The 19836-nt window shown below is 60.6% G+C and carries 19 protein-coding genes, 1 tRNA gene and 2 pseudogenes; 12 read left to right on the top strand and 10 right to left on the bottom strand.

All coding sequences use genetic code 11. The features are described from left to right. Positions 1 to 26 precede the first annotated feature (26 nt). Positions 27 to 269, bottom strand: a complete 243-nt coding sequence (locus ACVIJ6_RS12120; protein WP_456772900.1) for a hypothetical protein — start codon at positions 267 to 269, stop codon at positions 27 to 29. Positions 270 to 479: 210 nt separating this feature from the next. Here ACVIJ6_RS12120 and ACVIJ6_RS12115 point away from each other — a divergent pair, with 210 nt between their 5' ends. The 3 genes and pseudogenes from ACVIJ6_RS12115 to ACVIJ6_RS12105 all read left to right on the top strand — a co-directional run. Beyond that, complete coding sequence (locus ACVIJ6_RS12115; RefSeq protein WP_041751128.1) at positions 480 to 884, top strand: YccF domain-containing protein; 405 nt, start codon at positions 480 to 482, stop codon at positions 882 to 884. Between the two features lie 142 nt (positions 885 to 1026). Next, a tRNA-Arg gene (locus ACVIJ6_RS12110) sits at positions 1027 to 1103 on the top strand. A gap of 317 nt (positions 1104 to 1420) precedes the next feature. After that, positions 1421 to 1510 (top strand): annotated as a pseudogene (locus ACVIJ6_RS12105) (ATP-binding protein); the annotation flags it as partial. A 263-nt stretch (positions 1511 to 1773) separates the two neighbouring features. On the opposite strand, the gene ACVIJ6_RS12100 reads toward ACVIJ6_RS12105, so the two are convergent. The 3 genes from ACVIJ6_RS12100 to ACVIJ6_RS12090 all read right to left on the bottom strand — a co-directional run bounded on the left by ACVIJ6_RS12100 (position 1774) and on the right by ACVIJ6_RS12090 (position 4133). Continuing rightward, positions 1774 to 2373, bottom strand: a complete 600-nt coding sequence (locus ACVIJ6_RS12100; protein WP_456772899.1) for a Cap15 family cyclic dinucleotide receptor domain-containing protein — start codon at positions 2371 to 2373, stop codon at positions 1774 to 1776. Between the two features lie 519 nt (positions 2374 to 2892). After that, positions 2893 to 3783: an ImmA/IrrE family metallo-endopeptidase gene (locus ACVIJ6_RS12095; protein WP_456772898.1), complete on the bottom strand. Its 891-nt coding sequence runs from the start codon at positions 3781 to 3783 to the stop codon at positions 2893 to 2895. Then, positions 3780 to 4133 carry a helix-turn-helix domain-containing protein gene (locus ACVIJ6_RS12090; protein WP_456772897.1) on the bottom strand — a complete coding sequence of 118 codons (354 nt, stop codon included), beginning with the start codon at positions 4131 to 4133 and terminating at the stop codon, positions 3780 to 3782. Before ACVIJ6_RS12090 ends, ACVIJ6_RS12095 begins: the two co-directional genes overlap by 4 nt. A gap of 116 nt (positions 4134 to 4249) precedes the next feature. Here ACVIJ6_RS12090 and ACVIJ6_RS12085 point away from each other — a divergent pair, with 116 nt between their 5' ends. The 5 genes from ACVIJ6_RS12085 (at position 4250) to ACVIJ6_RS12065 (ending at position 9171) form a co-directional block, all read left to right on the top strand. Then, the gene (locus ACVIJ6_RS12085) at positions 4250 to 4465 is read left to right on the top strand and encodes a hypothetical protein (RefSeq protein ID WP_456772896.1); all 216 of its coding nucleotides are present in this window, start codon (positions 4250 to 4252) and stop codon (positions 4463 to 4465) included. 27 nt (positions 4466 to 4492) lie between these two features. Then, complete coding sequence (locus tag ACVIJ6_RS12080; protein ID WP_456772895.1) at positions 4493 to 5119, top strand: Cap15 family cyclic dinucleotide receptor domain-containing protein; 627 nt, start codon at positions 4493 to 4495, stop codon at positions 5117 to 5119. Beyond that, a complete protein-coding gene (locus tag ACVIJ6_RS12075) occupies positions 5119 to 6264 on the top strand; it encodes a hypothetical protein (protein WP_456772894.1) in 1146 nt (381 codons plus the stop codon). The genes ACVIJ6_RS12080 and ACVIJ6_RS12075 overlap by 1 nt, the downstream gene beginning before the upstream one ends. Positions 6265 to 6569: 305 nt before the next feature. Then, complete coding sequence (locus ACVIJ6_RS12070) at positions 6570 to 6743, top strand: hypothetical protein (RefSeq protein WP_456772893.1); 174 nt, start codon at positions 6570 to 6572, stop codon at positions 6741 to 6743. 328 nt (positions 6744 to 7071) lie between these two features. Next, positions 7072 to 9171, top strand: coding sequence for an ATP-dependent helicase (locus ACVIJ6_RS12065; RefSeq protein ID WP_456772892.1), 2100 nt, complete (start codon positions 7072 to 7074; stop codon positions 9169 to 9171). A gap of 471 nt (positions 9172 to 9642) precedes the next feature. Here the strand turns inward: ACVIJ6_RS12065 and ACVIJ6_RS12060 are convergent, their stop codons facing one another. The 4 genes from ACVIJ6_RS12060 to istA all read right to left on the bottom strand — a co-directional run bounded on the left by ACVIJ6_RS12060 (position 9643) and on the right by istA (position 13228). Continuing rightward, positions 9643 to 9810 carry a hypothetical protein gene (locus tag ACVIJ6_RS12060; RefSeq protein ID WP_456772891.1) on the bottom strand — a complete coding sequence of 56 codons (168 nt, stop codon included), beginning with the start codon at positions 9808 to 9810 and terminating at the stop codon, positions 9643 to 9645. 647 nt (positions 9811 to 10457) lie between these two features. Next, positions 10458 to 10679, bottom strand: a complete 222-nt coding sequence (locus ACVIJ6_RS12055; protein ID WP_456772890.1) for a helix-turn-helix domain-containing protein — start codon at positions 10677 to 10679, stop codon at positions 10458 to 10460. Between the two features lie 261 nt (positions 10680 to 10940). Then, entirely contained in the window at positions 10941 to 11684 is a 744-nt protein-coding gene (istB, locus tag ACVIJ6_RS12050) for an IS21-like element helper ATPase IstB (RefSeq protein WP_012041725.1), read from the bottom strand. A gap of 11 nt (positions 11685 to 11695) precedes the next feature. Further along, positions 11696 to 13228, bottom strand: coding sequence for an IS21 family transposase (gene istA / locus ACVIJ6_RS12045; RefSeq protein WP_083780767.1), 1533 nt, complete (start codon positions 13226 to 13228; stop codon positions 11696 to 11698). Positions 13229 to 13688: 460 nt separating this feature from the next. Here istA and ACVIJ6_RS12040 point away from each other — a divergent pair, with 460 nt between their 5' ends. The 4 genes and pseudogenes from ACVIJ6_RS12040 to mobF form a co-directional block, all read left to right on the top strand. Further along, on the top strand, positions 13689 to 14168 hold the full coding sequence (locus ACVIJ6_RS12040) for a hypothetical protein (RefSeq protein WP_456772889.1): 480 nt from the start codon (positions 13689 to 13691) through the stop codon (positions 14166 to 14168). A 683-nt stretch (positions 14169 to 14851) separates the two neighbouring features. Beyond that, positions 14852 to 15172 (top strand): hypothetical protein, encoded by a 321-nt coding sequence (locus ACVIJ6_RS12035; protein WP_456772888.1) that lies wholly within the window; start codon positions 14852 to 14854, stop codon positions 15170 to 15172. Then, positions 15169 to 16980: a type IV secretion system DNA-binding domain-containing protein gene (locus tag ACVIJ6_RS12030; protein WP_456772887.1), complete on the top strand. Its 1812-nt coding sequence runs from the start codon at positions 15169 to 15171 to the stop codon at positions 16978 to 16980. Before ACVIJ6_RS12035 ends, ACVIJ6_RS12030 begins: the two co-directional genes overlap by 4 nt. 3 nt (positions 16981 to 16983) lie before the next feature. Next, positions 16984 to 17844: pseudogene (mobF, locus tag ACVIJ6_RS12025) on the top strand (MobF family relaxase); the annotation flags it as partial. A 90-nt stretch (positions 17845 to 17934) separates the two neighbouring features. Here the strand turns inward: mobF and ACVIJ6_RS12020 are convergent. Together ACVIJ6_RS12020 and tnpC are read right to left on the bottom strand one after the other, a co-directional pair. Continuing rightward, positions 17935 to 18186 carry a hypothetical protein gene (locus ACVIJ6_RS12020; protein WP_012044969.1) on the bottom strand — a complete coding sequence of 84 codons (252 nt, stop codon included), beginning with the start codon at positions 18184 to 18186 and terminating at the stop codon, positions 17935 to 17937. After that, positions 18183 to 19832, bottom strand: a complete 1650-nt coding sequence (gene tnpC / locus ACVIJ6_RS12015; RefSeq protein ID WP_012044968.1) for an IS66 family transposase — start codon at positions 19830 to 19832, stop codon at positions 18183 to 18185. Before tnpC ends, ACVIJ6_RS12020 begins: the two co-directional genes overlap by 4 nt. Between the last annotated feature and the right edge of the window lie 4 nt (positions 19833 to 19836).

Here is a 19836-nt window from a genome sequence, read left to right as displayed (position 1 = left end):
CCGCAGGGCCGTCCACGGCCCGCCGATCATCGGCCGAAGGCCGGATAGCGCGAGTTGCACGCGGTGATGATCGAATCGTGGATCTTGCGGTCATTCTTGTATTGCGGCGCCAGCTCGGCGTTGATGTTGGCGACGCACTGCTTGTATTTCGGGTTCATCCGGTCGAGGAAGCTGAGATCGAGCGCGGCGGCGTTCCGGCCAGACCCGAGCAGGGTGCCCACGGCACCTGCGGTGACAAGCGCGACGAGCGCGTTTCGAGACGGCGACATGGCCCTGATCCTTCCGCCTGGGCGGCCGCGTCGTGCAGCCGGCTTGAGGACAATGCCGCAGACCCCGGCGCGTCGTTCGTGATCGAGGTCACACGCGCCCCGCTGCGCCAAACCGCCCCACAACACATCCGCAGGATCCGCCGCTGCGTGCCTTTGGCCGACGCCGGGAACGACCTATATAAGCGTCGTTGGAACCCAGCAGGTGGCCCCATGCAACCCGTCTCATTGCTTCTCAACGTCCTCTGGATCGTGCTCGGCGGCGCGTATATGGCGTTCGGCTGGCTCGTGGCCGCGGTCGTCATGGCCATCACCATCATCGGCCTGCCCTGGGCCCGCGCCGCCTTCAACATCGCCGCCTATACGCTGCTGCCATTCGGCTCGCGCGCCGTCCGCCGCGACGAGCTCACCGGCATGGAGGATGTCGGCACCGGGCCGCTCGGGCTGCTCGGCAACATCATCTGGTTCGTCCTGGCCGGCTGGTGGCTGGCGCTCGGTCATCTCCTGACGGCGATCGCGCTGGCGGTGACCATCATCGGCCTGCCCTTTGCCTGGGCGCATCTGAAGCTGGCCGGATTGGCGCTTTGGCCGATCGGCAAGACCATCGTGCCGGCCTGACCCCGGGGATGGCAGATCGCTCCACCAGCCCATCCGCCCCCTCAAGGCCGGACACTGCGCCGACGGTCGACCCGAACCCGGCCGGGCGTCGCGTTCAAGGCCGTTGCCGACCCCGGGGCAATCGGCTAAACCGATTCCGCACGCACCCGTAGCTCAGCTGGATAGAGCGTTGCCCTCCGAAGGCAAAGGTCACACGTTCGAATCGTGTCGGGTGCGCCAATAAAATCAATAGCTTGCGCAGATTGTGGTTAACGCGCCAAAATCAAAACTCACCATAGACTCACCAACAAATCTCACGCCTTAGCGTATGATCGGCGGTCGTTGCGTATGCGATCGAGACGAGCAAGGTGAAAGACCCATACGGTTTCACGTATCACCGGCTAAAGCCTGACAGGCCGGGGCGGTCGCCAGTGAAGGTCGCAGCGCAGCTCGTTCGACTATCCGATTCAGCAGACCGTCGGAGGCAGTCTTCACGGCTTAGCGATTCACAATCTGTGGTGGGCGAGTGTGTGGCCTGCGCCAACCGCTCCAGTTCTAATCCGACCTATGCAGACGCCGTCGTCGACCGCCTAGTCGATAACGCGCAACGGATCGACCTCAGTGGCCAGAGCATGCGGCGAACCTGAAAACCGGGGCGGAATACCTGAGCCCGTGGCGCTGCGGATACGCCGCTGCGCTTGGACCAAGTGGAGAGCATTGCCCACGGCAGTAACGGCAACAGAAAGATCAATCTTCAAGCAGCGATTCAGATTGCCCCCCCCCCCCGCGGGTTCGCCGATGCGAGAAGCTAGACGGCCAGAACGCCTCGCGCCCCGGGCGAGATCGGGCCGCCTGCCTATGACAGTTCGCCAGAGGCGACATCAACTCAACCCTCCTGTTCTGCGCCAGATCATTTCCAAAACTTCCACCACGCGTGCTTCGTCAACCGATACACGTGCAGGGTTCCCGCACTGCTCGTCTCTGTGAAATAGTCCCCGTGCAGTAGAGACCCAGCGCTCTCAACCCGCAAGGTCGCAAGTCCCTTGTAGCTTTCACCGGCCGCGACGACGCCTTCCTTGCGCTCGTTAAGATATACATAGTAGATTCTGTTGCGCGCGAGATCCGCATCGTATTGCGCGTGCGCGACCAACGTTCGCGAGATTGACTCGTTTGTCTCTAAGACAAGCTTCAGTCCGAATAATTGGTGCGCAACATTGAGCTTAATGTCTCTGGTGCCACTACCGCGCAGTCCCTGGAACGCGAGCTTTCCTTCCCACTCACCACCAAGATATGGAAACGTGATCTTTTGCAGTGAGGGCATCCAACGCCATGCGGCCGAGGCCACGATCGGCAAAGCAACCGCAGAGACAGACGACCATCTAATGACAGTAATAGCATCGTGAAGACCATCCGCGCCAATATACCCAGCATATATGGCCGAGAGCATCGTTAACGCAACCGATAGGAGAATCAGCGTGAGCAACTGGCGAACCGGCAAGAGATGCAGCATGACTTTTTCCGCTTGAGTTCGAATACCTTGTCAGTAAAGCAGTTCGACATCGACGCCATTTTGAGGTCTTTTGCCGCGCAAAGGCACTCTGGCGGAACAACAATAATATGCTTGTACACCGGCGACGCGCTTCCGCGAAACTGCGCCGCCATGCCTCTGAAACCCAGACCGCCCTCGACCTGGTCTCTGGATGAAGATTTTCCGAGCCACTTCGCAGCAGCCCTTCAGATAAACCACGCTGCTCACGATGGCGCTGTCATGTGTGGAAGGATGCATCCGACGCAAAACTATGTCGTGTCTGGCTGGTCCTTCCGACTTTTCCCACCGCCGCCAGAAACCTCGACTTACTTCAATCGCGGTTCAGCATTTCACAGCTGCTTAGCGATGTCTCTGGTTGCCAGCGTTGATTTCCTTTACTTGGTGTCGGGGAATTCCTTGCTGAAGTTTCGAGAGGGCCACGTAGTTACACCTTAAGCTCCAAGCTCGCAAACCAGAGTGAGGCCTCCTCAGGTCGCCAAGCTAGCGCCGAAACCTGGGGGTCCAGCTTTCGATCAAGTCGGTTTCTTCGTCGTCATATTCAGACTCCTTGTCTGCACTTAACCCATCGCAAGTCAGGACAGTAAGGGTCCGACCGTACTGACCAAGCCCGACCACGTCTTCGTGCACGCGGTAGATGCGTTCGCCGCCCATCCAATCGTTCAAACGTCCATCACCACCATCTCGCTCGCCCGTGCGCACACTCTCTGGTCGAGCATTGAAGGCTGCGGTCACTGTTCCGTCAGGGATAACCGTGCCCTTTCTTATCCAACTTATTCCCTTTGCTTCCTTAAGCCCCTCGGACATAAAGCAATATTCAATGACGCCCTCTGAAGTCAGGATCACGGCGACCCCGTCCCTCGTTAGGGTTGCATAACGGATTGCCGTGGCCGTCAACGATGTGTCGCAAGCCTTCCCGAGCTCTTCGATGCAGGCAAGCCCTGGATCGTGACGGTTCATCTCCTTCTTGAAAGGCAACTCGGGCATCAGGAGCGCTGCAGCGAAATAGTCGGCCTCCTGCTCGAAGGGGTCTGCCGAACGAAATCCAGCCTGAGAGTAATGAATGCCGCTTGAAAGCAGCGCATCGCAATGCCCTTCAATGCAGTAGTGACCCAGCTCGTGCGCAATCGAGAATCTCTGAAAACCTTTGCTACTAATGTTGGTGGCGTACATGATCCCGAACTGGTCTCCCGCTTTCACCAACATGCCCGATACGCCATCCACCGTATTCGGCTTTGCCTGAACGAAAATATCCTTGCCCGCGGCAATTTCCACGGGGTCAACACGCAGCGTGCTGATATTCATCTCCCGCAGAACGAGACTTGCCATACCTTCTGCGAGCGACTTCCGAGCGAGCTTCGGTTTCAGGGTCAACTCTCGTCCCTCTTTTGGGCACCGCGTTTCAGAAGCATCTCCACGAATTGCTCGGTCAGCTTCAAATCCTCCGAGCTAAGTTTGTGCTGGTCCCGATGAAGTCGGCCAACCTCACCTGACGCATCCGGCACTTCGGATCGGCCAAGCAAGTAATCTGTCGTGACTCGGAGGGCACTGGCCAAACGCTTCAAGTTGTCGAACGACGGCTTTCTCGATCCAGCTTCAAAATGAGACACCGAACTAGGTGGAAGACCGGCGCCGCTAGCGAGTTGGGACTGGCTAAGGCCTCGCAATTCGCGAGCCGACTTCAGCCTTTCTTTAAAGATATCAGTGGCTTCCTTAGGTGACATGGCGCTTTCGGCATGACATTGTTGACGCATTCGCCAATTCGAGTCATCATGGCGATATCGTCAAGTATGCCATGTCGGAGTCGCACACGGCAACTACAATGCTAAGGAACCCTCGGATGAGCAAAGACCACAACTGCACGACCGGCCTCGATGATCGCTGCCGTGACCAAGATGGAGAGATCCGCCGGAAGCGAGGCGACACTCTGGTCGGAACGCTCCGTAAGACCTACGGCACCGCCTTCGCACCGGGCGTTCGCAGTGACATGAGATTGGATACCTTGCGTGACCGGATGGGTGCCGCTTCCCTGTCGAAAATCATCAAGGGGAAGTAGGCTATTCGGAACGGGGGGCTCAGCAGAATGCGCGAGCATGAATATGCGCTTCTCGGCGCAATGAACCGGGCTCACGTTGGCAGATATCTCGGACTCGTTTCCGCGGGCGTATCCGCGGTGATCGTGTACGTGTTGCTGTCCGCCGTCGACATCGCGCATCGTCTCGGCTGGAATGCAAACCTTACACCCTCGATCCTTTCGCTGGCCGGGGCTGCCAGCGTCTTCACGACGCTTTATTGGCTGTTCGACCGGTTTGCGTGGAAGTGGCGTTTCATCAAGCTGGTGATCAAAGTCCCGGACATCGCGGGCGAGTGGGAATGTCAGGGACAGACGATTAATCCCGACGGATCTCCCGGCTATAGTTGGCAGGCGGCTGTCACCATCCTGCAGAGCTGGGATCGGATACGAGTTCTACTCAAAACATCTCAATCGACATCGAACAGCGTTTCGGCTGCGCTGATCTGCGACGATGCGGACGCATACCGTCTTCTGTACCACTATCGCAACGACCCGCGTATTGGAGAGATCGAACTGAGGAGCCATCTTGGTTTTGGCGAGCTTGTTTTTGCACGAAACCTAGAGGCGGCTGATGGCGAGTACTTCAATGGACATGGGCGCAACACATTCGGTACGATGAAACTCAAGAGGATCTAATGGCTCGTAACATTGGAAATCGCCTCAACCAGTTGGCCAAACGCCGGAAGGGCATGGACCGCTTAACGCGGATCGCGCAGGATTCGCAGTTAGAGATTGTTGCGAAAAGCCTTCAATCAGAGACTTGGCAAGATCGCGCAAAAAATCAATCTTACACCCGCTACGCGCTTGGAGCGATGCAGGAAGTTGGTCCGGACTACACGCGGATCAGCGTTCAAACCGCGGAGCGCGTAGGAGCCCAACTCAAGACGGGACTCGCAAACGCCGGCATAACAGCGGAGTTTCGATTGCAGGGTTCCGTACCTCTTAACGTCCATATCCGCGGCGTGAGCGACGTCGACCTCTTAACACTCGATCTGGGATTCTTGACGTATTCAACCACCGGCGCACTGAGCCGGGCTCGCGGATACTACTCCGGTATTCCCACTCCGAAGACGTCGATCGGCACCTTGAACTCACTGAGAACTGAGGCAGAGAAGATTCTCAAGGGCAAATATCCTGCCGCCACAGTCGATACGTCGGGTGGTAAGGCGATCAGCATCTCGGGCGGTTCACTCGCCCGCCCCGTCGATGTCGTTCCCAGCCATTGGCATGATAGTTCCGCTTATCAAGACTCTCGGCAAGAGCATGATCGTACGGTGACGATCCTGAATAAGAAGGTGCCGGAAACCATCGACAATCTTCCGTTTCTTCACATCAAGCGCATCCAAGAACGCTGTGACAGCACATTCGGTAGCTTACGGAAGGCCATTCGCCTCTGCAAAAATGTGAAAGCGGATGCAATCGAAGAAGGTACGTCTATCGATTTTCCTAGCTTTGACATCGCAGCCACAATGTACCACGCAGACACGGACGCCCTCAAGATGGGCCTCTTCTACGAGCTAAGAATCTTGGGCGAAGTACAGCGATTCCTCGACTTCCTTTATCACAACGAGACATACGCCAAGTCGCTTCGGGTCCCCGATGATTCACGGATCATTTTTGATACCCAAGCGAAGTACGAAGGTATGAAGCGACTATCCGCCGAAGTTGACGATCTAATGAAGGAAGTTGCCAGGGAGCAAGTACCGCTTCTCTATCTTCCGGAGGGACAAGCATTAAGGACAAGCCGCGACGCTATCTGGTCATTGAATATACCGACTTGAGGGCAGATTGGCGGGAACGCATCACATTGATCGAAATGTTTTTTGGGCTAGAGCAACAAGCTGAACGAAGCCTGTATCCGCATACAGAGCTGATGCCCTGGCTCGCTTCAAAGGCCTTCTGCGGCTCAGGTTCGTCCGACAATCGTGCATTTTCGGCTACATGGCCGCAGCAGGACGCGACCTTGGTCCTTAGATAATTATACGTTTTGCTGCATCGTACGTTTACCGCATGGCGGCACGCCCGGCAGATTCCGTTTTCATCTCCGGACATGCCCTTGCCGTATCCTTTAACCCCGGAGAATTCCATGGCGACAAAAGCAAAAGCGAAGAGGCCCAGTCACGAAGCGTTGGTCGTGACTGGCGGAGGCGACAGCGCGTTCTGGACCAAGCTCGGCGGTGTCTGGCCGCAAGATGATGGCAAAGGCTTCGACGTCGAATTGATCGCCCTACTCGTTACCGGGACGGCTTGTCATCCGTGAACGGAAAGAAGCCGGCGAGTAGACTCGGCGATCTTCCACCAACATCGAGGAGAGGCTCTGTGCGAGTCCTTCCCGGAGCAGCGGCGAGGCACGCTGACGTGGCAAGGGAAATCGTTCCGGGATGGTCGAAGCCCGTGGAGAGCTGATGACCCGCAAAGTGCAGAGCAAGACCCCACATCTGAACCGGTGTGGGGCTATCCTGTCGACGGCGGTATTGAAATACTGGACCCGTCGCTTATCGGATTTCCTTGCCAAAACAACGCAGGGTTGCTCTAAATAGTTGTTTCTCCAAGCCTATCGATACTTTGGTTCTTGCAGGAGCCGACACATGGGGACGGTAACCCGCATCAGGCCCACGCTGTCGCTGGACGACGAGTTCGCCAACTTCGATGTCCGCGAAGAGCTCGAACGTCAGCTCGAGCAACGGCTGCGCGAGGTCGAGCTCGATGCCAGGCCCGCACTGAAAGCTTTCCAGCCTGCCGCGGATGCCGACCAACTCTCGCTCATCCATGCACCCCATCAGACCATTCGGCTGATCGCACCGGCCGGCTCAGGAAAAACCCAGACCATCATCAACCGGGTGCTGCATCTGGCCAAAAAGGGTACCCGTCCCGAGCGCATCCTCTGTCTGACATTCGATAACTCTGCCGTCAGGGCTCTACGGGAAAAGGTCACGGAACAGCTTTGCGGCCTCTCTGCGCCGCACCAGAACTTCCAGATAAGTACGCTGAACGCGTTCGGCTATAAGATTTTGCGCGACCATTTTCACGCCGAGCACAAGCAGATCATCGAAGCGCCTCGTGTCTGGCGATTGATCAAAGAGCTGAAGGACACCCTCGCCTCGACAGAGGAGGGCCGCAAGCGGCACGACGCCCTGCCAGCCTCCCTTCGATTCCGCTTCTACAGTGAATTTTTTGGCCTCTTGAAAAATGCTCTCTTCGACCCGCGTGCGCCTGACCCGCAGAAATTGGCGGATTTCATGCTCACCAGCAAAGCCGGTGAGGTCTTTTTCCAGCCCGGATCAACCTCCGACGAGAAGAAACTCGTCATTCAGGCTGTCTACTGGATGTTCAAGGAATACGAACGCCTGCTCCAGCGCGAGCGGCGCATGGACTTTGATGACCAGAAACTCCGCGCCGTCAAATGCCTGGACTCGTCCCCCAACGCCCTTTCGCTGGCCCAACACCAGTTTGACGAAATCATCGTCGACGAATTCCAGGATATCAACGAGCTGGATTTCGCCTTTGTGTCCCTGATAGCTCAACGGGCGCGGCTGGTCATCACCGGAGACGATGATCAGGCCATCTATGGCTTCCGGGGCTGCACGCCGCGTTACATAATCGAACTCGAAAAACACCTCGGACGTCAGGTCGAAAGCTTCGAGCTCAAACGCAACTACCGCTGCCCCCGCAATATCGTCGACCACGCTACGCGACTGATCCGCCATAACCAATGGCGCGTCGAGAAGAATCCCATCGCGCACCGTTCAGACGATGCCTCCATCAAGGTGATCGAGTCAACGACGGCCACTGCCGAAGCCAAGATGATCGCCACGACCATCGAACGGGTACGCCGGCGCAACAAGGAGCTCAAATTCTCTGACTTCGCCGTGCTCTACCGCACCAACGCCCAGAGCCTGCCGATCCAGTTGCAGTTCATCCTCCGCGACATTCCCTACAACGTTCGTGAACAGGACAACATTCTGCACAACAATGAGTTGGAGAAACTACTTGGTGTATTGCGTGCAAAGCTGGCCCTCAGCAAGAACCAGCAGCCGGACCCGGCCGACGCGGTCCTGAGCCTAAGGTCATATTTTCAGTACGTTGATGAACGGATCCTGGCGAGACTCGAAAGGGCCTTCGAGGCCGCGCCTTCTTTCTTTGACGCACTGGCGAGTCGATCCGTGTTGACCCTCCTGCCGAAGCTCCGGGAAAGCCGTTTTGCCTCCGTCATGCAGGACGTCGCGAAGGCGCCCTCACTCTTCAAGACGCTGGATATTCTCGCCAAGGATTTCCGGGGGCTTCGCGGCATGGTCGGCAGCCTCGAGGACGTGATCGATAACGAAGTACCCCTCGGTGAAGTCTACGAATTGGCCGCGAGCTTCCGCGGCCGCGTCGATGCGTTCGTCGACACCGTGGACAACGCCCTCAAGCGTGCAAAAGAGGCCAAGACGGGTGAAGAGCAAGATGGCGTCGCCCTGGCGACCTACTTCAAGGCCAAGGGGCTGCAATGGCACACCGTAATCCTGACCAGCTGCAACGAAGGGCTCATTCCCCACAAACGCGCGCCCGTCGAGGATGAACGGCGCCTTTTCTACGTGGCGTTGACGAGAGCCTCTTCGAACCTGGTCGTCAGTTATCTGAAGACGTCCTGTAAAACCCGCGTGACGGCGAGTACATTCCTCACGCAGGCCGGCCTGCATGGCTAGCTCCTACAGCCGCCGCTGTCGAAGCTGCAACCGCTGGATCAACATGCGGCAGATGCCCCACGGACAGTGGGTGCCGTTCGAGAACAATGAGCCCCATAAGTGCGAGGCCGTTCCCGCGCCACCGCCTCCTCGGCCTGCGCCGCCGCGACCCGCTCCAATCGATCCGCCTGATTTTCCTGACATCGAGATTCCCGAGGATGTCGCCGAACCCGTGTGGCCATCGCCGCAGCCGCGCCCGCGTCCGGAGGAGCCGCCCGTTTCTCCCGCGCCGCGGTCACGCCCATCGCCACCTGTCAATCCACAGCCTCCGCCGCAGCCCCAACCACAGCCCGCGGGCGGTGCCTTGCCTCAAAGGCCAACGGCCAGGCCGCCGGCGCCGGAAGTTATTGCACGTCTGCGGTTACGGTTCACGGATCTCCTTAGGATCGGCGCCTACGGCGTCCTCACAATCTATCTCTCAATCGGCGTGCTTCACTCGATCGCCTTTTCGCTCTTCATCAGCCGCGTAGCCTGCGTCACCACCTCCAAAACGATCATCTCGATCTTCTGCAACGCGGGCATAGGGACTTCGCACCTAGTCGCGGTAATCGGCTGGCCATGGTATTGGCTATAGACCCGCTTCTCGTTGGCGAAAATCATGTGGGCAGCGCTCGCTAGCTTGCGGCACTCCGGACTGCCGGCGTTCTGATTTGGAGACTTAATTTTTACGTCCATACCGCGGCAACCCGCGTCATCGCGGCGCGCAGAGCGCCGTCAATCGTGGGACAGCGGTAGGCCGCGAATCGGCATCTGGTTGTTGCTGTAAGGCTGATGCGCTCCTCGACCATTTCCGCCAAAGGCAAGAGGAAGTAGCCCATGACTTCTCTAGTTTGTTGCTGACCGAGGCTCATGGCCAGGACAGTCCGGCGGGCTCGACGATCCGGCGATGGACCAGCCAAGTGGGCGCGTGACGCGGCCCAATGTGGTGGCGCGCCGTGCGCAGGGGCACGGAGAGCTTCCCGTCTGCGTCTGACCTGCCCATTGAACAGTCCGTCGCGCCCCGGGCCGGAATGCGGGTGGCGATGAGCGACGCCTGCTCGAAAACTCCACATCAGACTCCTGAGGTGCATTAGAAATAGCCGAAATCCCGTTCCGCGTTGACATGGCCATCGGCCTTGAATCGTGGTGGACTGAGGATATGCGGTGCTTGTGCACGCGATCAAAAGCTGACCTTCCCGGCGTGCGCAGGTGAACTTGGTGCTCGATCAGCCACACCACGCTACGGGCACAATCAAGACGGGCGCGTTTCAGTCAGATCGATTGACTAGCTTTGCTGCTGCAGCAGTCAAACGTACGCCAGGCTGATCGCCATTGCTGAACTCAATTCCCGCCAGCTCCAAGGCCCGACGCAGCTTGTCCACGGTTCCTGTGTAAGCCGAGATCGGGCCCGGATTCCGTTCGATCCTTTTGATGGTTTCCAGTGAGACACCGGATTTCTCCGCAAGGTCGCGTTGTGCGATACGCAGCATTGCCCGAGCTGCGGATTCCGACGAAGTCGCCCAGGCGTACCGATATGAAGTCGCCCGTGGATTCCGAGACGATGTCGCCCACCTTTCCGATTTGATCTCGCCCAGCGGCGAGGCGTTCTGGCCGGCTGGTTCTCTGGCATCGGTCAAGCCGCGCGGTCAATCTGGAATCGCGACTTCAACCTTTTTTCTTCTTCTGCGGTTGCTGTGGGCATGTGGACAACGCGATTGCGTTGTCCAAGCGCAGCGGCATGTCCACGGCGCTCAGGTCTTTCGGGCGGATTGCCGAGTTCGGCGCAGGCTCTCACCGGTGAGGTCGAGCCGATGGGCATTGTGGACGAGGCGATCGAGCACGGCGTCGGCATAGGTGGGATCTCCAATGAGCAGATGCCACTGGTCCACGGGGAGCTGGCTGGTGACGATGGTGGAGCGATGACCGTAGCGATCTTCGAGGATTTCCAGGAGGTCGTGACGGGCGCCGGCATCGAGCGGCTCGAGCCCCCAATCATCGAGGATCAGCAGATCGACACGGCCAAGGCCGCGCAACAGGCGTGGGTGACGACCGTCGCCGCGGGCGAGCGCCAGATCGTCGAACAGGCGCGGGACGCGTTGATAGAGCACGGAGCGATTGTCGCGACAGGCCTTGTGGCCGAGCGCCGAGGCGAGCCAACTCTTGCCGACGCCTGCCGGGCCGCAGATCAGGAGATTGACGTGGTCGTCGATCCAACGGCCCTCGACAAGCTTGGCGAACAGCGGGCGGTCGAGACCGCGCGGGGTGCGGTAGTCGATGTCCTCGACGCATGCCTGCTGGCGCAGCTTGGCGTAGCGCAGGCGAGTGGCGAGCCGTTTGTCGTGCCGCAGCGAGGCTTCACGTTCGAGCAGCAGAGCAAGCCATTCGGCGTGACCGAGGCTGCCAGCCTCACCGGCGGCTTCGATGTCGGCGAAGGCCTTGGCCATGCCGTGGAGGCCGAGGGCGTTGAGGCGGTCGAGGGTCGGATGGGTGAGCAAGGGACGGTCTCCTAATTGTAGTAGCGCGGTCCGCGGATGTTGGCATGCAGGATCGGCGCATCGTCCGCGGAGCGCTGGTGAGCGGGACGCCGATCGAGATTGTTGGCGAGGATCGACTTGACCGAGCCATAGGTGCGCGCGCCGATGTCGATCGCCCGCGCAGCCGCCGCGTCCAGCCGTTCGCGCCCATAGGAGGCGGCGAGCCTGAGGATGCCGAGGCAGGCGCGGAAGCCTTGTTCGGGGTGCGAGCGCTCGTCGAGAATGAGGTCGCACAATGCGCTGGTTGCCGGCCCGATCGCGGCGGCGTCCTGACGGATACGCCCGATAGTCCAGCCGGCGTAGCGCCGATGGCTGGAGGCCATGTGCTCCGGCACGGTGGTGTGCTTGTGATTGCCACTCATGCGCTGATGCGCGGCAATCCGCTCGCCCTTGTGGAAGATCTCGACGGTGCGGGCGGTGAACCGCACCTCGACCTCGGCACGCGCGAAGCGATGCGGAACGCTGTAATAATGCTTCTCCACCTCGACGTGGTAGTCGAGGCTGACGCGGCGGATCCGCCACTCGGCGAGCACGTAGGGGCTCGCCGGCAACGGCTTGAGCGCCGGCCGGTCGATCTCCTCGAGCAGCCGGCGGCGCGTCACGCCGAGCCGCCGGATCGGCCGCTCCTCGTTGAGCCTGGTGAGCAACTCGCCGATCGCTGCGTTGACCTCGGCGAGGCTGTAGAAGACGCGGTGGCGCAGGCGACCGAGCAGCCAGCGCTCGATGATGAGGACGGCCTGCTCGACCTTGGCCTTGTCGCGCGGCTTGCGAGGTCGCGCCGGCAAGACGGCCGTGCCGTAATGCGCGGCCATCTCCGCATAGGTGCGATTGATCTGCGGGTCGTAGAGGCTCGCCTTGATGACTGCGACTTTGGTGTTGTCAGGCACCAGGAGCGCCGGGACGCCGCCGATCGCCGCGAAGGCGCCAACATGGGCGCTGATCCAGTCGGCGAGCCCCTGCGTCCACGTCGCCTGCGCGTAGGTGAAGCTCGAGGCGCCGAGCACGGCGACGAAGATCTGCGCCGTCCTCCGCTCGCCGGTGAGGCGGTCGACCACCACCGGCACGCCGTCGCCCGCGTAGTCGACGAACAGCTTGTCACCGGCCGCGTGCGCCTGGCGCATCGTCACCGACAGGCGTCCCTCCCAGGCGCGGTAAAGCTCGCAGAAGCGCGAGTACCGGTATCCGCCGGGCTCGGCGCCGATGTACTCCTCCCACAGGATCGACAGCGTCACGTGCTTGCGCTTGAGCTCGCGGTGCACCGCCGCCCAATCGGGCTCGGCGATGCGGCGATGACCCTGCCGGTTACCGTTGCCGGTCTTGGCGAACAGGCGGGCCTCCAGGGCCGCGTCCGTGAGTTCGTCGGGCAACGGCCAGCTCAGGCCTGCGGCCTCGAACCGCCGGATGGTCAGCCGCACTGTCGAGGGCGCCGCGCCCATCCGCCGAGCAATCTCGCGGCTCGGCAGCCCAGCCGCCTTCATCCTGATCACATCGCGCACACGGCGCATCGCAAGCCTCTCCGTCGGCATCCAGGGTCCCCCTTCGCAAAGCCGAAAGGTTGACCCTATGGGAGCCAGAAGAGGTCTCGTCACCCCGGGTTCGCTCTTGCGATACCCGGGCGACATCATCCCGGAATCGTGGGCGACATCATCTCGGAACGGGTGGGCGACTTCAAATCGGAATGGTGGGCGAGATCATCTCGGAATCCTGGGCGACATCGATCGGAATCCGCACCCGAGCTGCCCGGATCTGTTCGCTAGTCAACATTACGCCCCGAGGGTAAAATTTTGCACCTGAGGTGTTGACACGTCAGGGGCTCTGGATTACTCTGGTAGCGTAACATCGAGCCCCTTGCGGGCAAACCTTGGCGCGCGCCTATCCCACAGATATCGGCGTCGCGCGGAAGCGTGCCGCCATGCGGTTCACAAGCCTGACAAGTCGTGCGACCAAGCGCGTGCGGAGTGGCCAATGATCAACCACTTCCGGAAGACCAGCGGTGAAGAGTCATCGGTTTACCCTCCGGCACCTCAGCTGGAAGATTCCTCGCTCCTCGCACTTGAACAGCAATTCACCGAGTTATGCGCAGAGCTGAAGGCGCTGGAGTCGTCGCGTCGCAATCGAATTCAGGATGATGGCGAGGTACCTGAACAGTCCCGCGGGGAGCTCTCTTTTTGGCAACCTCCTTCTGATGAAGTCACGACAGACAAAATAGAAGCGATTCTTCTCCGCCTGTACCCGGTCGAGCAGGAGATCATACAAACTCCTGCATCGACAATGGTAGGATTGGGCGTAAAGGCGCGGCACGCCGCTTATGTTACTTCCCAGTATTGGGAAGAGGACCTTGGCCAACTCGATTGGGACGCGAAGGCGGTCCGCTGCCTGATAGAAGCAGTCTGCGAGGTAGCAGGCGTCGCGTTGCCATTTCATGGTTCAGAAGTCGACGAGTGAGTGCGCATTGCGTCGCGTTTCTACAGCCCATGCACGAGAGAGCGAAGCGAATGAGTGTCATATCGATCATGGCCGCAATACTAGAGGATGAATTAGAAGCGTACGGCGTACTTGGATTGACCCAAGTTGATTGCAAAGCCATCGTTCAAAGCGTGATCGACCGGACGATTGAACTTGAGGTCAGAGACAGCTGGAGTCGGTCCGAGCCCTATCCAGGTGAACAGAATTGACGGTTTGTTGGCTAAATTTTCCGAAAATCAGAAGCGTGAATGTATCATGCACATCGCGTATCCACGAGGCGCTTTCGGTCGCCTGTCTCCTCTGTGACGAGGTCGCCCATTAAATGATCGGCGCAAAAAGATCATGCGACACCTGTTATGTGTCACCCTCAAGCACAGTGACTGCTACTGGCCGACGATCGTCGGAGCAGAGAAATTTCCAGGACCCTCCCTTTTATATCCTGTTGTTCGATGTGCCTTTTCATCGGTTGAAGTGCGTCTCAACGTCTGAACGAGATTGTTTGAGGGGCGACAATCGGGTGCACCGATAGGCTCCGCTCCCTTCTTGCGCTTGCCGACCTTCGGGTGAGCGTTAGACTTGAAGTCTCCTGGACGCTCCAATTGGGCAGCGGGCTCATCCGCATTCATGATCGATCGCCTCGGCAACTCAGTTGAGGCCATCTCATGACAAGCAAGACAAGACCAATCTCGATCCGTCTCACAGCGAGCGAGATTGAGCAAATCCACGCGCGGGCTCACAGGCTTTCGGCAAACGTGACGGGCGTCGCCCGCGACCTGATCCGCACCGGGCTTGCCGGCGGAGACAACAAGGCGCTCGCCGATCGGTTGATGCGGATTGAGCGTCGGATCGCCGCGCTTGAACAGCAAAGCCAGGAAACCTACGCGCAGGTTCAATCGACCGACAAGGCAGCACGTGATCTGCTTGCGATGTTCGAGGCGCTGTTGAAGGCCCTGACCGGCGAAAGCTCTGGGAGGGCAGCATGACCCGGCGTTTGCGGATCATTTGCTTTCTCGCTGCCATGGGCTGCTTCGCGGTTGCGGCGAGCATCTCGTATCTCGGGTTTGAGGTCTGGCCGCCGAGCGCCACGCTGGCAGACGGAAGGAGCGCCGAATTCAAGCCAGCAGACATCCAAGCCTGCATCAGAGGGCGTGGCTTGGCCTGGCTGGGAGACCGCACCGGCGAGGCCTATTGGCAGGCCTGCCGAGACTGGCTCACGCGATATCAAGCTCTCACCGGCTTCGAGCTTCGTTTCTGGAGCGTCATCGGCGCCAGTCTTGCGGGCTTACTTCCGCTGTTCGGGTTTGCGCTAGGTCTTCGGCTGGACTCGGTCTCGCTCAAAGTCCTTCGCGGAGCACGGCTGCAAACGGGCCGCCAAGGCCTGAAGGCGTTCGCCCGGGCCGCAACTGCGGAGTGCAAGGTCCATGGGAAGGGCGTTGAGTTGATGCCGTCGGTGCCGTTCGGCCGCGAGCGGGAGGCGCGGCATTTCCTGATCGTCGGCAGCGTCGGCGGCGGCAAAACTCAGACCATGCTTCACTTGATCAATGAAGCGCTCTCTCGCGGAGACGGCCTTCTGGTGCTCGACACCAAAGGCGACATGATGGGCGGGCTCCCAGCCGATGGAGAGCCCCTCCTCGTTGCGCCCCACGATCGGAGATCGCTGGTCTGGGACGTTGCTGCCGACTGCAGCATCAAGCAGGATGCCCGCGAGCTTGCCGCCCGCTTCATTCCGCCAAGCTCCGATCCGATGTGGTCACAGGCAGCGCAGGAGATCTTTGTCGCCTGCATCGTCTACCTCCAGGCGACCAAGGGTAAGGACTGGGGGTGGAGTGATCTGGAACGAGTCGTGACCGCAGATGTGGACAAGCTCGCGGGATTCGCAAAGGATCACAACCCCAATGCGCTACGACTGCTCGACCAGCCGGAAAGTAAAACCACCCTCAGTATCCTGACCACCTTCCAGACCCATATGCGGATCGTCTCGGTCCTGGCGGAGGCCTGGTCCGACCCAACGGCCCCCCGCTTCTCGATCCGCCACTGGCTGCATCACCCGACTCGCTATCGCCCCCTGATCCTCCAGCACGACCCCGGCTACCCGGAACTATCGCGGATCTGGATCGGCAGCCTGCTCGGCCTGCTGGCCTCGGCGGTGGGAAGCCCGACCCTCGCGGAAAGCCGTGAGCGGAGGGTCTGGCTGTTCTTGGACGAGTTCCCGCAGCTGCCGCCGATCAAGCAGTTTCCAACCTTCCTCGAGCTTGGCCGATCTAAGGGCGTCGCTGTCGTGATCGGAGCACAGGACACGGCCCAGATCCGCGCTGTTTATGGGCAGGACCAGGCCAAGTCCTGGTTCGGCATGACCGGCACCAAGATCATCACCCGGATAAACGCCAGCGAAGCGGCTGAGGACATCAGTCGCCTCATCGGCGAGCAGGAGGTCGAACGGCGCACGAAGAGTTCGACCCATGCCGGCGGCAAGACCAGCGTCACTGAGAGCACCCAACGCGAAATGCGCCGGGTGATCACGGCATCCGAGCTTGGCTCCCGCCTTGGCCCAACCCGGGACGGCGTGCGCGTCCTGCTCATCGGTCTTGGCGAAGACGTGTACGAGCTGGAACTGCCCTATCTGAAGCTGCGGCAACTGCGCGAGCCGATAGTGCCTGCTGATTGGACTCGCCCCTTGTCCGGGGCGAGGCTGTCCGACCGCGCCGACGATGACACCGATCCAACTCCACCCCCTCCGCCTGCACGCCTGTCGAGGGAGCTGGCGCGGCAAATCCTCAAGCGGCGGGAGTGAGCCATGGTGGCGTCGATCTCAGCCCGTGGGAACGCGGCTTCTGCGTCACGCTACTATGGCCATCTGCAGCACGACGACTACTACAGTCGGGAGGGCGAGCCGCCGGGCCGCTGGGCGGGCAAAGGGGCCGAGCGGCTCAGCCTAGACGGACCGGTGACGCGAACCGAGTTTGACGCCGCGCTGCGCGGGATCGATCCCAAGACCGGCGAGCGGCTGGCGAAGCTCGGCGGCCGCGGCCGGGAGCACGCGGCCGGCTGGGACATGACCTTCAGCGCGCCCAAATCCGTCTCGGTGCTCTGGGCGCTTTCTGAGGCCCCCGAGCGCCAGATGATCGCCCAGGCCCATCGGTCAGCCGTGCTCGCGGCGACTGCTCAACTGGAAGGCACCGCCGGCTGGGCCAGACGTGGCCGGTCCGGAGCCACCCGAGAGCAAACGGCAGGGCTGCTGATGGCGCAGTTCGACCACCATACCAGCCGCGAATCCGATCCGCAGCTGCACACGCACACGTTCATCTTTAACCTCGCCCCGCGGCGCGACGGCGGCTGGGGCGCCATCGTCAGCCGCGAGCTCTACAAGGCCCAGAAGCAGGCCGGCGCAACCTACCGCCAAGCAATGGCTTTAGAGCTCGAACGGCAAGGCATTCGGCTGGAGCGGCGGAAGGACACGTTTCGGGTGGCGGCCATCCCGCGCCATGTCGAGCGGGCATTCTCCAAGCGGCGCCAGGCCATTGAGGAAGCCGCGAAGGCCCACGGCTACAGCACGCCAAAGGGCATGGAGCTGGCGACCCTGCGCTCGCGCCGCCCCAAGCGGGACGCCAAGCTCAGCGAACTCACAAACCATTGGCGAGCCGAGGCCAAGGCGCTGGGCTTTGATCTCGGCAGGAGCCATGATCACATGCACGCCACGACCAGCGGCCATTCGTATGCGTCCGGCGTAGGCCGCAGGCGAGTTGGATTATTCGGACGGCCAGCGCTTAAGCAATCCCGGACTTTCTTTGTACATCCGGACGAGTTCGATCAGGTTTTCGATTCCGAAGTTGGTGAACGCCTGGACGCCGTCTTCTCCGACGCCATAGACCCAGATGACGCCGTCCTCGATCTCCATTTCGTTGGCGACGTCACGTAGCCAATCCTCATCTTCGCCGAGGTCTTTCGCGACCTGAGTGATGGTGGTGACGTGATGGACCTTGTTAACATGGATGGTCATGCGGCTTGAGCAGAGATTGTTGGTGCTGGCGTCCAATTCCAGGGCAGAAGCTCGTCCAGCCGATGAGCCGGATGGGCGGCGATGCGAGCGAGGATATCCGTAAGCCACGCCTGCGGATCGATGCCGTTCATTTTTGCCGTGACGATCAAGCTGTACATGGCTGCGGCACGTCGCCCTCCGCGATCAGACCCGCAGAACAGCCAGGATTTTCGTCCAAGAGCAATGCCTCGCAAGCCTCGTTCGGCGGCATTGTTGGAGAGACACACGCGTCCATCGTCCAGGAACAGCGTGAAGCTTGCCCATCGCTTCAGGATATAGTTGAACGCCTTGGCCAGGTCGTGACCGCGGGACAGTTTGGCGAGCTGTTCGCGCATGTAGACCTGAAGGTCCTCCACCAGAGGCCGGCTCAGCATCTGTCGCACCTGAAGACGCCCTTCGGGGCTCCTGCCATTGATGGAACGTTCGATCTCGAACAGCTCATCGATCCGCCGCACGACCTCGATCGCGATCGGAGAGAGCGGGATTTCCTTCTTTCCGGCGCCCTTGCGCCGCGCATTCTCTTCGATGTCGGCCATGGCAAAGAACGGGCGCCTTCCATGTGACCAGCAGGCAGCCTCCCGGATCGGTCCGGGCTGGCGCCCGGCCAGATAGAGCTGGTTGTAGCCGTCATAGGCGTCGGCCTGCAGGATGCCGGCATACCGGGCCAGATGCCCCTGCGGATGCTCGCCCTTGCGGTCGCGTGAGTAGTAGAACATCGCTGCTGGTGGACCCGCGCCCCCAAACGGCCGGTCGTCCCGAACGTAGATCCAGCACCGTCCCGTGTCGGTCTTGCCCTTGGCCAGGACCGGCACCGTCGTATCGTCGGCATGAAGGCGCTCGGCTGCCATAACATGGGCTTCCACCAGGCGCAGCAGGGGATCCAGCGACGTACAGACCGCCCCCACGGCATCGGCCATGGTTGATAGCGCGATCGGCACCCCTTCCAGGGCATACCGCTCGGCCTGGCGGTTCAAGGGCTGATGCTGGCCGAACTTCTCGAACATGATCATGGCCAGGAGGCTCGGGCCGGCCCATCCCCGCGGGATGGCATGGAACGGCGCCGGGGCCTGGCTGATCTTCTCGCAATCGCGGCAGGAGAACTTCTCCCGTACCGTCTCGATCACCTTCCACTGGCGCGGCACTACCTCCAGCGTGCGCGTCACGTCCTCGCCGAGCTTGCGAAGGCGATTGCTGCCGCAACATTCACAAGCTGCCGGCGGATCGATCACCACCCGTTCCCGTGGCAGATGCTCGGGGAAGGTCTGACGCTCGGGGCGCTTGCGTGTAAATCCACGCACTGTCGTCGTCTTCGCCACGGCCCGTTCCGCCGCCAGCTCGTCCTCGGTGGCGTCGGCTTCCAGCTCTTCGAACGTCAGCGCCAACTGCTCGATCAGCCGCGCCGAACGTTCCGACCGTGGCCCATAGATCTGATGTTTCAGCTTGGCGATCTGCAACTGCTGCTGGGCGATCAGCGCTTCGTCTTCCGACGCTTTCGCGCGGGCGACCGCGAGTTCAGCGGCGATCTCCAAACCCTTCGCGCGCTCGACTGCCAGCGCCTCCTTCAGGGCGCCAACGTCATCCGGAACAGCGTCGCGATCAGCATTCATGCGA

It is taken from the genome of Bradyrhizobium sp. USDA 4369 (assembly GCF_054056435.1).
This window is presented reverse-complemented; position numbering and strand designations above follow the sequence as displayed.

Bases quoted from the DNA above. Each gene is read 5' to 3' on its own strand.
- ACVIJ6_RS12060 (WP_456772891.1), bottom strand. From the start codon at position 9,810: ATGATTTTCGCCAACGAGAAGCGGGTCTATAGCCAATACCATGGCCAG.
- ACVIJ6_RS12075 (WP_456772894.1), top strand. From the start codon at position 5,119: ATGGCTCGTAACATTGGAAATCGCCTCAACCAGTTGGCCAAACGCCGG.
- ACVIJ6_RS12030 (WP_456772887.1), top strand. From the start codon at position 15,169: ATGACCCGGCGTTTGCGGATCATTTGCTTTCTCGCTGCCATGGGCTGC.
- ACVIJ6_RS12090 (WP_456772897.1), bottom strand. From the start codon at position 4,133: ATGTCACCTAAGGAAGCCACTGATATCTTTAAAGAAAGGCTGAAGTCG.
- ACVIJ6_RS12040 (WP_456772889.1), top strand. From the start codon at position 13,689: ATGATCAACCACTTCCGGAAGACCAGCGGTGAAGAGTCATCGGTTTAC.
- istA (WP_083780767.1), bottom strand. From the start codon at position 13,228: ATGCGCCGTGTGCGCGATGTGATCAGGATGAAGGCGGCTGGGCTGCCG.
- ACVIJ6_RS12065 (WP_456772892.1), top strand. From the start codon at position 7,072: ATGGGGACGGTAACCCGCATCAGGCCCACGCTGTCGCTGGACGACGAG.
- ACVIJ6_RS12070 (WP_456772893.1), top strand. From the start codon at position 6,570: ATGGCGACAAAAGCAAAAGCGAAGAGGCCCAGTCACGAAGCGTTGGTC.
- ACVIJ6_RS12020 (WP_012044969.1), bottom strand. From the start codon at position 18,186: ATGACCATCCATGTTAACAAGGTCCATCACGTCACCACCATCACTCAG.
- ACVIJ6_RS12035 (WP_456772888.1), top strand. From the start codon at position 14,852: ATGACAAGCAAGACAAGACCAATCTCGATCCGTCTCACAGCGAGCGAG.
- ACVIJ6_RS12115 (WP_041751128.1), top strand. From the start codon at position 480: ATGCAACCCGTCTCATTGCTTCTCAACGTCCTCTGGATCGTGCTCGGC.
- ACVIJ6_RS12120 (WP_456772900.1), bottom strand. From the start codon at position 269: ATGTCGCCGTCTCGAAACGCGCTCGTCGCGCTTGTCACCGCAGGTGCC.
- ACVIJ6_RS12080 (WP_456772895.1), top strand. From the start codon at position 4,493: ATGCGCGAGCATGAATATGCGCTTCTCGGCGCAATGAACCGGGCTCAC.
- ACVIJ6_RS12055 (WP_456772890.1), bottom strand. From the start codon at position 10,679: ATGCTGCGTATCGCACAACGCGACCTTGCGGAGAAATCCGGTGTCTCA.
- ACVIJ6_RS12085 (WP_456772896.1), top strand. From the start codon at position 4,250: ATGAGCAAAGACCACAACTGCACGACCGGCCTCGATGATCGCTGCCGT.
- tnpC (WP_012044968.1), bottom strand. From the start codon at position 19,832: ATGAATGCTGATCGCGACGCTGTTCCGGATGACGTTGGCGCCCTGAAG.
- ACVIJ6_RS12100 (WP_456772899.1), bottom strand. From the start codon at position 2,373: ATGCTGCATCTCTTGCCGGTTCGCCAGTTGCTCACGCTGATTCTCCTA.